At 47.0% G+C, this 16,260-nt stretch carries 10 protein-coding genes; 9 read left to right on the top strand and 1 reads right to left on the bottom strand.

Annotated elements, in window-relative coordinates; genetic code table 11:
- The first annotated feature begins 84 nt into the window (after positions 1 to 84).
- On the top strand, positions 85 to 1,602 hold the full coding sequence (locus ABIE27_RS11445; RefSeq protein ID WP_429350557.1) for a tagaturonate reductase: 1,518 nt from the start codon (positions 85 to 87) through the stop codon (positions 1,600 to 1,602).
- Positions 1,599 to 3,113: a UxaA family hydrolase gene (locus ABIE27_RS11440; RefSeq protein WP_429350556.1), complete on the top strand. Its 1,515-nt coding sequence runs from the start codon at positions 1,599 to 1,601 to the stop codon at positions 3,111 to 3,113. The genes ABIE27_RS11445 and ABIE27_RS11440 overlap by 4 nt, the downstream gene beginning before the upstream one ends.
- A 131-nt stretch (positions 3,114 to 3,244) precedes the next feature.
- Here ABIE27_RS11440 and ABIE27_RS11435 read toward each other — a convergent pair whose 3' ends face one another.
- A complete protein-coding gene (locus tag ABIE27_RS11435; protein ID WP_429350555.1) occupies positions 3,245 to 5,275 on the bottom strand; it encodes a beta-galactosidase in 2,031 nt (676 codons plus the stop codon).
- A 125-nt stretch (positions 5,276 to 5,400) separates the two neighbouring features.
- Between ABIE27_RS11435 and ABIE27_RS11430 the strand changes: the two genes are divergently transcribed.
- The 7 genes from ABIE27_RS11430 to ABIE27_RS11400 all read left to right on the top strand — a co-directional run bounded on the left by ABIE27_RS11430 (position 5,401) and on the right by ABIE27_RS11400 (position 15,978).
- On the top strand, positions 5,401 to 6,234 hold the full coding sequence (locus ABIE27_RS11430) for a helix-turn-helix domain-containing protein (RefSeq protein WP_123064400.1): 834 nt from the start codon (positions 5,401 to 5,403) through the stop codon (positions 6,232 to 6,234).
- 302 nt (positions 6,235 to 6,536) lie between these two features.
- On the top strand, positions 6,537 to 7,325 hold the full coding sequence (locus ABIE27_RS11425; RefSeq protein WP_429350554.1) for an alpha/beta hydrolase: 789 nt from the start codon (positions 6,537 to 6,539) through the stop codon (positions 7,323 to 7,325).
- 65 nt (positions 7,326 to 7,390) lie between these two features.
- Positions 7,391 to 8,050, top strand: coding sequence for an SGNH/GDSL hydrolase family protein (locus ABIE27_RS11420; protein ID WP_123064402.1), 660 nt, complete (start codon positions 7,391 to 7,393; stop codon positions 8,048 to 8,050).
- Positions 8,051 to 8,064: 14 nt separating this feature from the next.
- Positions 8,065 to 8,946 carry an SMP-30/gluconolactonase/LRE family protein gene (locus ABIE27_RS11415; protein ID WP_123064403.1) on the top strand — a complete coding sequence of 294 codons (882 nt, stop codon included), beginning with the start codon at positions 8,065 to 8,067 and terminating at the stop codon, positions 8,944 to 8,946.
- Between the two features lie 346 nt (positions 8,947 to 9,292).
- Complete coding sequence (locus tag ABIE27_RS11410; protein ID WP_429350553.1) at positions 9,293 to 12,367, top strand: X2-like carbohydrate binding domain-containing protein; 3,075 nt, start codon at positions 9,293 to 9,295, stop codon at positions 12,365 to 12,367.
- Between the two features lie 276 nt (positions 12,368 to 12,643).
- The gene (locus ABIE27_RS11405; protein ID WP_123064404.1) at positions 12,644 to 14,185 is read left to right on the top strand and encodes a response regulator transcription factor; all 1,542 of its coding nucleotides are present in this window, start codon (positions 12,644 to 12,646) and stop codon (positions 14,183 to 14,185) included.
- A 23-nt stretch (positions 14,186 to 14,208) separates the two neighbouring features.
- Positions 14,209 to 15,978: a cache domain-containing sensor histidine kinase gene (locus tag ABIE27_RS11400; RefSeq protein ID WP_123064405.1), complete on the top strand. Its 1,770-nt coding sequence runs from the start codon at positions 14,209 to 14,211 to the stop codon at positions 15,976 to 15,978.
- Positions 15,979 to 16,260 lie beyond the last annotated feature (282 nt).

The following is a 16,260-nucleotide window of genomic DNA, read 5'->3' as shown; positions in this document are numbered from 1 at the left end:
GAATTTAAAGCGTTTACAATAAAAGGATGCCAGCTTTTGCTGTTCGCATTCTGAGTTCGCAAATAATCGGTGAGGTGAGTGTCCATGTCTGCAAGCACAAAGCGGCCAAGATTGAAGCTGCATCTGCTCGGCAATGATAGTCAGCGCAAATGCAAAGAAATGATTGAACGTCCCGTCAAAGTTTTGCAGATCGGGGAAGGTAATTTTTTACGGGGATTCGCAGACTGGATGCTTCATGAAAGTGCTCGGCAAGGCAAGTTTCACGGCTCTGTAGCCGTGACACAGCCTCGGCCTGGTGGCAAGGCCAAGCTGGAGCAGATTCGTGATCAGGATGGACTATATACAATGATTACGCGTGGTCTCTCTGAAGGAAAACGTGTGGAACGTACGGAAATGGTCTCTGTCTTCTCCCAATTTATTAATCCGTACGAGGAGTGGCAGACGTTTCTGGAACTTGCGGAATTGCCATCGCTTGAATTTGTAATCTCGAATACGACAGAATCCGGCTTGAAATATATCCAATCAGACTACATCCCAGGAGAACCCGTTCAATCCTTTCCTGGTAAATTGACGGTTTTCTTGCATCAAAGATATGTACGTTTTGCTGGAGATCCATCGAGAGGACTCATCCATCTGCCATGTGAATTGCTGGAGGGCAATGGTGATGTTCTGCGAGAATGTGTGCTTCGTCATAGTGAAGATTTCGGATTCTCAGACAGCTTCCGCTCCTGGATCGAACATCATAATCTGTTCTTGAACAATTTAGTAGATCGTATCGTAACGGGTGCACCTACCCAAGAAGAGGCAGAAGCCCTCACTGAACGCTGGGGTTATGAGGATCAACTGATTAATACGGCAGAACCTTATCATTTCTGGGCAATCCAAGGCGAGGAGTCGCTGGACAAGCGCCTTCCATTGAAACAAGCAGGACTCAATGTGCACTGGGTTAAAGATTTGAAACCATATCAGCTTCGGAAAGTGCGCATCCTGAACGGCTCACACACACTGATGTCTTCTCTGGGCTTGCTTCGCGGTAAACAACATGTAAGAGAAACAATGGAAGACCCGCAGTTTAGTTCTTGGATTAGGCAAGCGGTGCTTGAAGAGATTGTGCCTGCTATGGATATGCCTGAGCTGGGATTGGAGCAATATGCGGAAGAAGTCTTCGAACGTTTCTTAAATCCATACATTGATCACAAATTGCAGGATATTGCACTGAATACGGCCGGTAAATTCAAAGTACGTGTACTGCCAACCCTGCTCGCCTATGAACAGAGTCAGGGAAGCTGGCCTGAGCGGTTAATACAAGGTTTTGCCGGATTCCTCTATTTATATCGCCCATTGCAGACGCAGGAGGGCTACAAAGCTCAGCTTTTGAGCGGAGAAACGATTCCACTCAGAGATGATCCTGATGTACTGGCAGCTTTGGCGGCTCATTGGGAAGGCTACGGTCACTCGACCAGTGGAACGGATGAACTGGAGCAAAGAGTTGCTGCGGTTCTCTCCAATGAAGTGATCTGGGGAGAGAATCTGGATGCAAAACAAGGATTGCGAGCAGCACTCGTACATGAAATCAGTAAACTGGAAGGTGAAGGGAAATGAGTACAACAAGCACAATCAACGACTGGATTGCGATCCAGCCTCAGGACGATGTCATCATAGCACTTCGCGATTATGTGAAGGGAGAGCGTATTGATCTGACGGATGGTCACTCGTTCACACTGCTGGATGATGTACCTAAAGGTCACAAAATCGCTGTGCATGATCTTGCACAGGGAGCAGACGTGATGAAATATGGCTTTTCCATCGGCATCGCCCAGGAAGCAATAGCGCAGGGGAACTGGATACACAGCCATAACTTGAAGACAGGTCTGCATGGATTGCTTGAATATGAATATCAGCCAGGACAACCGATGACGATAGACATGCCTCCTGAACATTTGCGAACTTTCGATGGTTATTTGCGTCCGAATGGGGAAGCGGGAATTCGCAATGAAATCTGGATCGTCAATACCGTTGGATGCATTAACAAGGTGTGTGAAGCTCTCGCACGGATGGGACAGTCCCAGTTCGGTACTCGGGTTGACGGCGTGTATCATTTTCCGCATCCTTTCGGCTGTTCCCAGCTGGGGGATGACCTGAAATATACTCAGCAGTTGCTGGCTTCGCTGGTCGAGCATCCAAACGCTGGGGGTGTACTGGTCATTGGTTTAGGTTGTGAGAATAACCAGGTGGATCAGTTCCGTGAGTGCATCGCACCGGAATATCGGGAGAAGGTACGTTTTCTCAAAGCGCAGGAGACCGAGGATGAGTTGGAGGAAGGACTGCGTTTAATGGAAGAGCTGGTTGAGCTTGTGGAACAAGAGAAACGTCAGCCGCTGCCACTCAGCAAACTGAAAATTGGTTTAAAATGCGGAGGTTCGGATGGTTTATCCGGCATCACGGCGAATCCACTCGTAGGCGCTGTTGCGGATCTGCTCGTTGCTGCGGGCGGGACAGCGATTCTGACAGAGGTTCCGGAGATGTTCGGTGCGGAGACGATTCTGATGAACCGGGCCGCAGATGAGCATGTTTTCAACGATCTGGTAGACCTTGTGAATGGTTTCAAGCAATATTTCGTGAATCATGGTCAAAATATCTATGAAAATCCTTCGCCGGGTAACAAAGCAGGCGGAATTACGACACTTGAAGAAAAATCACTCGGATGCACGCAAAAGGGAGGACGCTCTTCGGTTGTCGATGTGCTCCGGTACGGTAAACGGGTGACCAAAACGGGTCTGAACATTGTAGAAGCACCAGGCAATGACCTGGTTTCCGTGACCGCTTTGTCTGCGGCAGGAGCGCATATCGTACTGTTTACGACAGGGCGCGGCACACCGTTTGGCGGTCCGGTACCTACGGTTAAAATTGCAACGCAATCGGATCTGGCGAACCGTAAAAAGCACTGGATTGACTTTAATGCAGGTCAGCTGCTTGAAGGGCAGACGATGGAACAGGTCAAAGAGCAATTATTCAGTCAGATTATTGATATTGCTTCAGGACGTGCACAGACCCTTAGCGAACAGCATGGTTTCAGGGAGATCGCGATCTTCAAAGACGGAGTTATTCTCTAAACCTAATCTACGTGTTGCAAAATAAAACAAGACAACAATCCGGCGATTGGTAATAACCTGCCGGATTGTTGTTTTATTTAGGTCGGAGTTTTATGCGCGCTTAGCGAGCGGTGCAACATGAAATATACCGCTTACGATGTGCGTTCGAAAATGTGTACTCCGCGGGCTTCAATACTAATCTGTCCGGTGTAATCCGTGCCTGTTAACAACTCACGAACGCTCGAATTACCGAGATCATATGACTGCGGGGAAGCATTGTGATTCATGACAAAAAGATAAGTTAACCCGTCTTTCGTACGTGCACTTACTTCGACACCTTGCGGGGTTTCGAGCAAAGGCTTAATATTTTTTTCGGCTGCGAGCTCTGCAAGTAAACCTTCGAGGAAAATGTTATCCGGATCAGAGGCGACGTACCAGGCTTGCCCTTGACCAAAGGTGTTGCGTGTAAGTGCAGGCATGCCTTGATAGAAGTCTTCACCGTACTCGGCAATCACTTCTGCACCTTCACTGTGCAGGAGATCGCATAACATACCGCATTCGTATACGCCTTCAAGTGCGCCCAATGTTTCCTTCAGAACGATGCTATTCTTCTGTTCAGGCAACAAGGCATCAATCTCTTCGACCCAGATGCCAAGCAGGTTTCGAAGCTCACCGGGGTAACCGCCAGTGGTCACGAGATCATGCTCGTTGACAATTCCGCTAAAGAAGGTGGTCAGGAAGGTGCCGCCGGCCGCAACGAACTGCTCCAATTTTGCAGCAAAGCCTGGTTTGACCATATAAAGTACAGGCGCAAGAAGCAGATCGTATGAGCTGATATCGCTGTCTACACTTACAATGTCCACTTGAATGTTGCGGTGGAAGAATGCTGAATAATATTTGTGAATTTGCTCGACGTATTTCAGAGCCACTGTTGGCCCGCTTGATTTTTCAATCGCCCACCAGTTATCCCAATCGAAGACAATCGCTACCCTGGACTGAACTCTAGCATCAAGAATGGTGTCACCAAGCACCAGAAGCTCTTTTCCAAGCTCTGCAACCTCTCTAAACACCCGTGTGTTTTCATGTCCCGCATGTTCAATGACGGCACCATGATACTTCTCGCATGCACCGACGGAACGGCGAAGCTGGAAGAACATCACGGTATCTGCGCCGTGTGCGACGGACTGATAACTCCATAGACGCATGACACCAGGGCGTTTCAGTGAGTTATAAGGTTGCCAGTTTTGCTGGCTGGGTGTCTGCTCCATCAGCATAAATGGCAGACCGTCTTTGAGGCCACGCATGAGATCATGAGCCATGGCGGTATAGCTGATGGGTGTCGCGAGACCGGGATAACTGTCCCAGGACACGATATCCATATATTTAGCCCATTTGAAATAGTCCAGTTGTTTGAAAAAGCCCATTAAATTTGTAGTAACGACGGAGTCGGGGATATGCTTTTTAATGGCATGATACTCAAGCAGGTAACATTCCAACATACTGTCTGAATTAAAGCGGGAGTAATCTAGCGAGATTCCTTGAAAAGATGAACTGTTATGTCCCCAATGTTCACTTAGATTGCTTGGAAGCACAATCTCGTCCCAATCATAGAACGTATGGCCCCAGAAGTTTGTGTTCCATGCTTTGTTGACCTGTTCAATGGTTTGATAACGTTTCTTGAGATATACACGGAATGCTTTTTCGCAGTTTTCACAATAACAATCGCCGCCATATTCATTGGAAATATGCCAGACAAGGACTGCGGGATGGTCTTTGTATCGCTCGGCGAGTTTGTCTGCGATGATTTCGGAGTACTTCCGGTAGGTCGGACTGTTCGGGCAGGAGTTATGCCGTCCGCCAAATTTCCGTTTGCGTCCGTCCGCATCTACGCGCAGGACATCGGGGTAATTTTTGGCCATCCAGGCTGGGTGCGCAGCGGTACTTGTAGCAAGGCAGATATATACTCCGTTTTCATATAAACGATCAATTAATTGATCCAGATATTCAAAGTTATACGTCACCTCGTCAGGCTGAATGAGTGCCCAGGAAAAAACGTTAATCGTGGCCATATCAATACCTGCCAGCTTAAACATGCGGAGGTCTTCCAGGTGGGTCTCATGATCCCATTGTTCAGGGTTGTAATCGCCTCCATAAAACATTTTAGGTAATTTGCTGCTGATCAATGTGCTCACCTCTTGTATAAGAATAAACCTATACTATATGATACATATGACTTTTAAAATATAATAAAAGTAATGATCGATATAAGAATATGGAACTAGATTCTATTATGTTTAAGGAGGTTACCATGCTCATTTCACCGGGGCATCAGCGTTATTTTATGACACCGCGGGACCAGCCGCTTCCGCTATATATCGAGAGTATAGGATATAACGGAAATCAGGAAAAAGTCTCCAGACCAGCGGGTTATCCGTATTACCACTGGCTGCAAACGGTCAAAGGAGCAGGAGAGTTCGAGCTATCAGGAACTTCGGTCATTCTGGGCGAAACCTCGGGTATTTTACTTCCTCCAAATCTGCCTCATGGATATGCTCGTGTTCAAAGCGAGTGGGAGACCATCTATATTACATTTGGTGGTTCACAGTGTGCCGGCATCGTAGATTCGTTAGGTTTGGGAGAGGCCGATATTCGTCAGTGGGAGACAGATAGCCCACTAAACGATTATGCTCAGCATGTGCTGAATTCGATCGGGAGTGACCAGGATTTATCCGGGCTGGAAGCTTCGGCGGACATGTACCGTTTTTTGATTTTGCTGAAAAAACACGGAATGACCGGCAATCGCTCCTCCATCTCTCAAGCTGTAGCAAGACTTGCTCCGCTGCTTGCCTTTATGGAGCAACATTACGGCGACCCGGACATCGGGCTAGAGCAAATGGCATGGATTATCGGAATCTCATCCAGGCATATGAATACGCTGTTTAAACAATCCTTTGGCATAACGGCCTACAGTTACTTCATTTTGCTTCGCATACGTAAAGCCAAAGAAATGCTGACGGGCAGTATGGAACTTACGATCAAGGAGACTGCGGCACGGGCTGGGTTTCGGGATGCCAGTCATTTTGTTGCTACATTTCGGCGGATTGAAGGGGTTACACCTGAACAGTTTCGCAACTTGTACTAGGGCGTGTCTTGAAACCGACTGAAGTGCATCTTTTACCACCTTTTCGCCCCCTGCTGCGTCACTTTCCCTTGATGTGCCCCGTCACACCTGCGGGAAACTTCCTGGCTTGGAACAAAAATTCGGCAAAATCTGCTTCCTTCAGCGTTTTCAGACACGCCCTAATCGAGACCAGGTTGAACAAAAAAGATATGCAGAAGGGTATTGATGCTTCCTTCTGTTGCCGTTATGATGATATCGAATCCTAGAATCGAAAACGATTAAACGAATCTATTCCATATGCATGAGAGAGGATGAGTCCGATCATGAATTCAATTATTCCTTTGTGGGAGCAGGCCGCCCCGCACGCAGCTGCAGGTCATGAAGACGAAATGCCACATCTAATTCCTTTTATTCAACCGGGTTCCGAGAGCGCTGTCATTGTATGTCCAGGGGGCGGTTATGGTCATCTCGCTGACCACGAGGGAGCACCTGTTGCTGCGTTGTTAAATCGCGCCGGAATCAGTGCTTTTGTACTCAAATATCGAGTAGCACCGCACAGTCACCCGGCACCTCAGGCGGACGGGCAGCGTGCAATCCGTTATGTACGTGCTCATGCGGAACACTTCGGGATCAACCCGTCCAAAATCGCAGTACTTGGCTTTTCGGCAGGTGGCCATCTCACAGCAACATTGGGTACGCAGTACGATGGTGGACAACCGGGACATGAGGATCGGATTGAACGGGAAAGCTCTAGGCCGGACCGAGTCATTCTCTGTTATCCGGTCATCACGATGGAGTCTTATGGACATGCCGGCTCGCGTATCAACTTGCTAGGCGAGGATGCAACCGAAGAACAGATTCAAGCTTTCAGTGCAGAGCGACAGGTTCGAGCAGATGCTCCTGAAGCATTTATCTGGCACACGAGTGATGACCAGGCTGTACCCGTGGAGAACAGTTTGCGATATGCCTTGGCTTTGGGTGCGCATGGGATTCCATATGATCTTCACATCTTTGAAAAAGGTCCACATGGTCTGGGGCTAGCGGAGCATGATGACACGGTTCGAGTATGGTCTGATTTGTGTCTCACTTGGCTTAAAAATCAAGGCTGGTAATGTTGGCACACACTTTATTTTGCCAGTGAACAAACGGATCAATATCCAGCAAAGGGGACAGCGCCATGAAATTGCAAAAGAATGACAGACTTCTTTTTATCGGGGATTCCATTACGGATTGCGGACGAACACATCCTGTAGGTGAAGGAAGTTCAGGTCTGGGACACGGTTACGTGGCACAGGTGTATGCAATATTGCGGTCCATTTATCCAGAACTGATGCTGCGAGTGCAGAATGTGGGTAATAGTGGGAATACCGTTCGTGATTTGAAGCAACACTGGCAACAAGATGTGCTTGATCTGAACCCGGACTGGTTGACTATTATGATCGGTATTAACGATGTATGGCGTCAGTTCGATCATCCGCTCGCGGATTCACAGGTGTTTCTGGAGGAGTACGAGACAACATTGCGTGAGCTGGTTGCATCCGTGCGCCCGAATCTGAAAGGCCTTGTGCTTATGACACCCTATTATCTTGAAGCGAACCCGGAAGATCCGATGCGGGCGACGATGGATATCTACGGAGATGCGGTTCGCAGGGTGGCATCGGAGTATGACGCGCTGTTTGTAGATACGCAAGCAGCATTTGCGCCACTGTGGGATCATTTTTATACATCGGTTCTCACACATGATCGAGTACACCCAGATGCTACGGGTCACATGGTACTTAGCAAAGCTTTTCTGGATGCGATTGGATTTGAATGGACGAGAAATACGAAATCCTAAGAAGGAGCGATATTATGAGTCATGTAACTGTAGTTGTGGATACGCCAGCACAATTGGGAGAAGGACCAAGCTGGGATGCGGAAAATAATCGTTTGTTATGGGTAGATATTGAAGGGTTTAAGGTACATGCATACGAACCCGAGACAGGTAAGGATCAGGCTTATGATGTTGGTGAACATGTCGGAGCAGTGGTTCCCTATCGTGGAGATGAAGTGATCGTTGCACTACGAAGCGGCTTCTATACATATCATCTGCTCACGGGTGAGAAGCAAGCGATCGCGGACCCTGAGCAAGACAAAGCTACCAATCGGTTTAACGATGGAAAATGTGATGCATACGGTCGTTTTTGGGCTGGCACGATGAGCCTGAACAACGAGCAAAAGGCTGGATCGCTATATTGTCTGGAGGAAGGAAAGCCTGTACGCAATATGGTGCAGCAAGTATCCACCTCCAACGGTCTGGGTTGGAGCCCGAATCGTGAGTCCATGTATTATATCGATACGCCGACACGCTCCGTGGATCGTTTTGATTTTGATCTGGCTTCAGGTACGATCTCCAATCGGAAGAGTATCATTTCAGTTCCGGAAGATATGGGATTCCCCGATGGTATGACTGTGGATGCTGAGGGTATGCTGTGGGTGGCCCACTGGGGTGGAGGAAGAGTTACACGCTGGAACCCGGAGACAGGGGAACTGTTGCAGCAGATTGAAGTGCCTGCAGATCAGGTGACTTCCTGTTGTTTTGGCGGCCCGAATCTTGAAGATTTATATATCACTACCGCACGTATCGGAATTAAGGAAGAGCGCTTACAGGAAACGCCGCAAGCCGGTTCACTATTTGTCGTTAAGCCTGGTGTTCAAGGGCAGGAAACTCATGTTTATGGACGAAAAGCTTAAGCAAAGTCAGCAGAAAAAGTTATAGTGGGTTTAAAGGTGCTGTGAGAACAGCATCTTTTTTTGTTTTGCTAAAGCAAAGAATTACAAATTTTTTTTGGAAAGTGGTTATTTGCACAGAGGGGAAAAACGTTTTCTATCGAATGTTATTATTGAAAGAATTATCCATTTTCCGGCGGTTTTCGATAACATTTGTAAGCGCTTAACAATGAAGTGAAGTGAAGGGAGGTGAGGCTCCTCTAAAGGATTAGGTATGGATTCGTCTGATACGCCATCATCAGCAGGATGAGACAGCGGGGATAGACCGAATTGCCAAGATGTACAAACGTGAAAAGGAGGAGTTGTCGAGATGAAAACGTGGATGAGCAAGTTCCGAATCCTGAGTTTAAGTGTGGCTATTGTTACAGCTTCACTGGGTGGTCTGGGGATGGCAGGAACTTCAGAGGCGGCGCCGAGTGAGGCCTACGAATGGAAAAGCGTCGTTACTGGCGGAGGCGGAGGTTTTATACCCGGCATCATCTTTAATGAATCTGAAAAGGACTTGATCTATGCACGCACCGATATAGGAGGAGCTTATCGCTGGAACCCGGTGGACAGCAGCTGGACTCCGCTTACTGACTTTGTAGGCTGGGACGACTGGAACAATAACGGGCTAGATGCACTCGCCTCCGACCCTGTTGATCCGGATCGGGTGTATATGGCGGTAGGGACGTATACGAACTCATGGGTAAAAGACAACGGATATATCTTCCGTTCCACTGATCGCGGAGATACGTGGGAGAAAACCGAGTTACCCTTCAAGGTTGGAGGGAACATGCCTGGACGTTCCATGGGGGAGCGCCTGGTTGTAGACCCGAATGATAACAGCATTTTGTATTTCGGAGCTCGCAGCGGCAACGGATTATGGAAAAGTACAGATTATGGGGTGACTTGGAGTGAAGTAACCAGTTTCCCGAATCCAGGTAACTATGTTGAAAACCCAGCCAATGAGTATACAAGTGACATCATAGGTCTGGCCTGGATCACTTTTGATGAAACAAGCGGCTCTGCGGGACAGGCCTCACAGACCATTTATGTCGGCGTAGCTGATAAAAGTGAAAGTATATATCGCAGTACCAACGGCGGTTTGACCTGGACTGCTGTTCCTGGACAACCTACGGGTTATCTGCCTCATCATGGGAAAATGGATGTAGATGGAAGTTTATATATAACCTACAGTAATGGTGCTGGCCCCTACGATGGGACGAAAGGGGATGTCTGGAAGCTGAATACAGCAACAGGTGTATGGAAGAACATCAGTCCTGTACCAAGCAGCAGTTCGGACAACTACTATGGTTATGGCGGCTTGGCCATTGATGCACAGGAGCTTGGTACATTAATGGTTGCAACGCTTAATTCCTGGTGGCCGGATGCTATCCTGTTCCGAAGCAAGGATGGTGGAGATACTTGGACTCGGATATGGGATTTTGAAGGTTACCCTGACCGCAAATTCAGATATACGCAGGATATTTCCGCGGCGCCTTGGTTAACCTTCGGTGTGAATCCTGCACCGCCGGAAATCTCGCCTAAGCTGGGCTGGATGATTGCTGCTCTGGAAATTGATCCGTTTGATTCCGACCGATTGATGTATGGAACGGGGGCAACCATCTACGGAACCAACAATCTGACCGATTGGGACGAGGATAAGAAAATTAACATTTCCGTTATGGCCAAAGGCATTGAAGAAACCAATGTCATGGATTTGATTAGCCCGCCAAGCGGAGCGAATCTGCTCAGTGCACTCGGTGATGTTGCCGGGTTCCGTCATGATGATCTGACCAAAGCTCCAGCGACGATGTTTACGAATCCGAATTATCCTTCAACGGAGAGTATCGACTTTGCCGAATTGAGCCCGAACACGATGGTACGGGTGGGTAAAGCGGATTACACGGTTGATCCCAACGCGAAGTCTATTGGCTTATCGAGCGACGGTGGAAAAACGTGGTACAAAGCAAGCGCAGAGCCGTCAGGTACTGCCGGAGGCGGAACCGTTGCCATCTCGGCGACAGGCAACCGTCTGGTATGGAGCACATCGGATCGCGGTGTATTCCACTCTGCCGGCGGTAATTCATGGACGGCAAGCACGGGCATACCCGCTGGAGCCAAAGTCATTTCCGACAGAGTCAACCCGAGCAAGTTCTATGGCTTCGCCGCAGGGAAAATTTACGTGAGTGTTAATGGCGGAGCATCATTTACTGTATCTCCAGCTACCGGGCTCCCTGCCTCAGGCAATTCGGACCTCGACGCTGTACCAGGTGTAGAAGGAGAACTGTGGTTTGCTGGAGGGAATGAAGAAGAAGGACCCTATGGATTGTGGCACTCAACCGATTCTGGAGCGACCTTTACGAAACTTTCCAATGTAGAAGAAGCTGACAGCATCGGTTTTGGTAAAGCAGCTCCCGGGCAGAATGTTGTCGCCTTGTATGCCGTAGCACAGATTGATGGAACTCGCGGATTTTTCCGTTCTGATGATGGTGGTACGAACTGGGTGAGAATCAATGATGATCAGCATCAGTACGCCCGAGTAACCACAATTACAGGTGACCCGCGAATTTATGGCAGAGTCTATCTCGGTACCAACGGACGCGGAATACTGTATGCGGACCCGGTTAACGGCAATGGGGGCACACCAACTGTCCCGAATTCGACCATTACCCCGGTAACGGCTCAATTTGATCTGAATGTGGATCAGCAGGCCAATATTCCTGTCACATTAACACTTAACGGTCATACACTAACCTCTATTCGGAACGGAAATACGATACTTGTAGCCGGAACCGACTATACCGTTGCGGGTAACCAGGTTGTGCTTTCAAAAAACTATTTAGCCACATTGTCCAAAGGATCAGCTGTGTTAACATTCCAGTTTAGTGCAGGCAATCCTGCGGTGCTGAACCTGACCATTAAGGATACAACAGTGGTCATCCCAGGTGGAACAATTCGCATCGAGATGTACAATGGAACAACGGCAGCTGCAGGCAGTTCAATCACTCCTAAATTCAGATTAACCAATACCGGCACGACCCCACTCAATCTGTCCGATGTAAAAATTCGATATTACTATACGATTGACGGTAGTCAGCCTCAAAATTTCTTCTGCGATTGGGCTGCTGTGGGAAGTGCCAACATTACCGGTACGTTTAGTTCCATTACTCCGGCATTACCAGGAGCGGATCATGTGTTAGAAATCGGATTCAAGGCAACTGCGGGAACGCTGAACGCAGGACAGAGCACGGAAATCCAGACTCGCTTTTCCAAAGACAATTGGACTAATTACAATCAAACGGACGATTATTCCTTTGAAGGAACGCATACCTCTTACGCTGATTGGTCTAAAGTAACAGGATATGTTGCCGGTCAGCTTGAATGGGGAATGGAGCCGTAACATTCGGTCCGTGAATGAATTGAGAAAATAAAAATGAACAAGAGGTCTCAAGATGCCCAATTAGGTCGTGGCGTTTTTGGGACTTCTTGTTTTGTCGAATTATAGTGTAAACTATAAGTAGTTACTATTGCTTAAACATAGGATTTAAGATATAACAATATGTACGATTATTATAATGTTCATGTAACCGCTAACAAGAACAACTTCAATAACCAACATATAGAGGGTTAAACGGTACAGATATAGAGTGATAGAAGAGACAGGGGGGTCGCGATCATGAACCGGTTGTGCAAGGTGCTGATTGTTGACGATGAATTTCTGGTTAGACAGGGTATTAAGCACCACATGAACTGGGAAGCTGAAGGGTTTAATATTGTCGGAGAAGCATCCAATGGCGAAGAGGGCTTGCAACAGGTGGCGTTGTTAAAACCGGATATTGTCATTACCGACATCGTGATGCCTGTTATGGACGGTGAAACTTTTGTTCGTACACTCAAAGCGGGTTATCCGCATATTGAGGTTATTGTGCTGAGCAGTTTCAGTGAATTTGAATATGTTCGATCTACATTGCAGCATGGAGCGGCAGATTACATATTGAAGCCCAAGCTGGACACGAATGAACTTCTGGAAGTGCTAAGACGTACGGCAGGCAAAATACCGGAGCTTCAATATGAGCCTTCCCATGATGGCTGGCGTCTTGGTCAGTTAATGGAGAAAATGTTGTCCGGATTTACGCTGGACGAAGACAACGAAATGCCTGTTATTCGGGAAAACTTTCCGTTAGGCGCTTTTCGTTTACTCGCATTTCAGGTGGCTGAAGGCAGTTTGAAAAATCAGGATCATGAACAGATTGAAGCTGAGGTTCGAAAACGGATGCCTGAGATTGAATGTGCCATTTTACCAGCTGACAGCCAATTGTCTGTTATGTTGCTGAACATGAAACCTGAGCAAGATGAAGGTACGGTTGAACAGGTCAGGGAATGGGCTTCGGAAGCAGGAGCAGGACAGAATTCTCCGGTGTGGGTGCTTAGTGAGAGATTTCATCCTTTTGAAAAGATGGGAACCATCTATCGTGAGCGTCTGCTTAAATTAATGGAGTTTTGCTTCTATTATACGAATCGTGCGATTCTAATTGATGGTGAGCTTCCGCCAATGCATCCTGCTGGGTATCAATTCAACGTCAATATGTTTTTGCAGCATGTAAAACGCAATCGGGTGGAAACGGCCAAAGAATATTTGCATGAACATGCAGCGACACTAGGGAGAGACTACATTGCTGATGTATTTGAGATCAAATCATTTTTGGGTAACTTGATCTTTAATGTTACGATTACTTTGGCAGATATGGATGTGCAGTCAGCAGGGCTTGAAGAGAGTAAATATACGTATTTTAAAAATGTGGATGGAGCGTCGACGCTTTCAGAAGTGATGCTGGTTCTGGATCAATTCATGACGGAGGTTCAGGAATGTGTTTCCGGTTCAGGGGGCAAACGAAGTGATCCGAATATGACCATGTTGCTGGATTACATGCATGCAAACTATGACCAGCCCTTGGGACTGTCCGAAGTGGCCAAACATTTTCATTTTAACCCGTCATATCTATCCAGTTACTTCTCGTCACATAAGAAAGAAGGATTTAATGAATATCTGAATAAGATTCGCATTGAGAAAGCGGAGGAATTGCTGCGATCGGATGATGTCACGATATCGGAAATTAGCAGCATGGTAGGGTATTCAGATCACAGTTACTTCTGTAAAGTGTTCAAAAAATTCACGGGACTATCTCCAAGTCGCTATCGGCGTAAATTTTGGGCTTAACTAGAAATGGATGAGATTACTTCATGAAAAAGTGGAAAAATGGCTTGTCGCGTCTCGGATTGTTCCCCAAGCTAATTCTGGTTATGGTTGTCAGTATAGTTCTGGTATCGGTGCTTATATTGTGGACAACGATTCATATGTCGACCAACCTGTTTACTGAAACGTTCAGTATCACGAATTCGAAGGTGCTGAGCCAGATTAAAACGAATTTTGATGCGTTTAACGACTCTATTGCTGCGGTGACGAACAATGTAGCGCAAAGTGGAGCTATTCGGGGGTTTCTATCGGATGGGGATGGGGATTCGGTTACCATGTCCAAATCGTATTACAGTATGCGTGAAACGATGAAGCGGGTTCAGTCCATCATTGAGTTTTATGAAGTAGGTATAACGATTGCAGGGGTAAATGGACGAAGTTTTTCGACTAATCCCTCATACATCCAGAAAACAGCGGAAGAATTAAAACAGGATAAGATTACGAAGGCAGCGACCGAATCGCCCAGCCGTCTAATCTTCGATGACTATCAGGCCCAAACCAAAGAGGGTACATTGCAAATGATCTCTGCGACCAAATCGTTGACGGATCGAACGCGAAGCAGAATTTATGGTACGGTTTATATCACGATGAGAGAAGAGTCATTCCGTCAGTTCTATGCTAATTTTACAAGTCGGGGCAATGACGTCGTCATCATGAATGAAAAAGGCGAGATCGTATCCTCTAACCGGGAAGACTGGATTGGCACGACTCAACCTGAACTGTTATCATATGCCGAAACCATAAATGAAACGGCACCCAAAAACATTACGGCACGAGTCATGGGGCAGGATAGCATCATATTATCTGAATATTTGCCCTTTTACCGTTTGTATATGGTGAACATCGTGGATAAGGAATCTGCGATGGGACAGCTCATTGATATGAAAACGGTCGCGTTGATCTGTGCTGCGATTGTGTTTGCGGCTCTGTTGCTGGTATTCCTGATTACGAGTCAGATGACGAAGTCGCTGCGCAGACTGGTCAAACAGATGTCCAACATTACGAAGAGCGATCTGGATAACTATATCCCGATCAGCGGCAGTTATGAGAGCAGGCAGTTAGGTCATGCCTACAATTATATGCTGGATGAATTGCATGATTACGTGGATCAGCTTGTACAGACGCAACGGGAGCAACGTAATGCTGAGCTTGCGGCGCTTCAGAGCCAGATTAATCCTCATTTCCTGTATAACACCTTGGCTTCTGTCAAAGTTCTGGTACAGCAAGGAAACAAAGACCGGGCCGCGGAGACGATTAATGCACTGATTGGTTTGTTGCAAAATACGATTAGTGATGTCAGAGAAACGGTGACGGTAGAGCAAGAAGTCGAGAACCTGAAAAACTATGTCTTTATTAATCATGTGCGTTATGGTGGACGGATTAAAGCAGCCTTTTACGTGGCACCGGACTGCACGCATTATCATGTTCCCAAGCTGGTGATTCAGCCATTTATCGAAAATGCCTTCTTCCATGGCTTTATCAAAAAGGAAACAGGCACGATCCATGTGATGGTTTCCCGCGCGGGAGAATCATTAGTGTGCGAGATTATGGATAATGGAGATGGCATTGAAGGACTTAATGTAGAAGGGGCACTGCCCAATCCGAAAAATAATCGTCAGCTATTCAGCGGTATAGGGATTCGAAACGTCCATGACCGAATTGAGCTTCTGTATGGCTCACCCTATGGTGTGACGATTATGAGCAACGTCGGAGAGGGGACGAGAGTCACTGTAACGCTGCCGCTGATTACAAGTTAAATAGCTCATAGACATTTCAAAATTCACGGACCCTTCATTTCTGATACCCAGAGATGAGGGGTTTTTTATATTCCAAATCATAAACGACTTGCATAGTTGTAAAATGTTCAGCTCAAAATAGTACAAAATCAAAAGAAAGTACAAAAAACCAAATTATGTGCAACCGTTTTCTGTAAAGGTTTTCATTGTGGCAATAAGAAGACAAATCTGCACAAAATTTTTACTAACGAATGGAGAAATGGGAATGATAAGATGAATACATCGAAAGCAACCGCTTTCAGA

This window comes from Paenibacillus sp. 4624, assembly GCF_050435065.1.
Lineage (GTDB): Bacteria > Bacillota > Bacilli > Paenibacillales > Paenibacillaceae > Paenibacillus > Paenibacillus amylolyticus_D.
This window is presented reverse-complemented; position numbering and strand designations above follow the sequence as displayed.

Coding starts and splice junctions, on each gene's coding strand:
- ABIE27_RS11440 (WP_429350556.1), top strand. CDS start 1,599: ATGAGTACAACAAGCACAATCAACGACTGGATTGCGATCCAGCCTCAG.
- ABIE27_RS11405 (WP_123064404.1), top strand. CDS start 12,644: ATGAACCGGTTGTGCAAGGTGCTGATTGTTGACGATGAATTTCTGGTT.
- ABIE27_RS11420 (WP_123064402.1), top strand. CDS start 7,391: ATGAAATTGCAAAAGAATGACAGACTTCTTTTTATCGGGGATTCCATT.
- ABIE27_RS11430 (WP_123064400.1), top strand. CDS start 5,401: ATGCTCATTTCACCGGGGCATCAGCGTTATTTTATGACACCGCGGGAC.
- ABIE27_RS11445 (WP_429350557.1), top strand. CDS start 85: ATGTCTGCAAGCACAAAGCGGCCAAGATTGAAGCTGCATCTGCTCGGC.
- ABIE27_RS11425 (WP_429350554.1), top strand. CDS start 6,537: ATGAATTCAATTATTCCTTTGTGGGAGCAGGCCGCCCCGCACGCAGCT.
- ABIE27_RS11415 (WP_123064403.1), top strand. CDS start 8,065: ATGAGTCATGTAACTGTAGTTGTGGATACGCCAGCACAATTGGGAGAA.
- ABIE27_RS11400 (WP_123064405.1), top strand. CDS start 14,209: ATGAAAAAGTGGAAAAATGGCTTGTCGCGTCTCGGATTGTTCCCCAAG.
- ABIE27_RS11410 (WP_429350553.1), top strand. CDS start 9,293: ATGAAAACGTGGATGAGCAAGTTCCGAATCCTGAGTTTAAGTGTGGCT.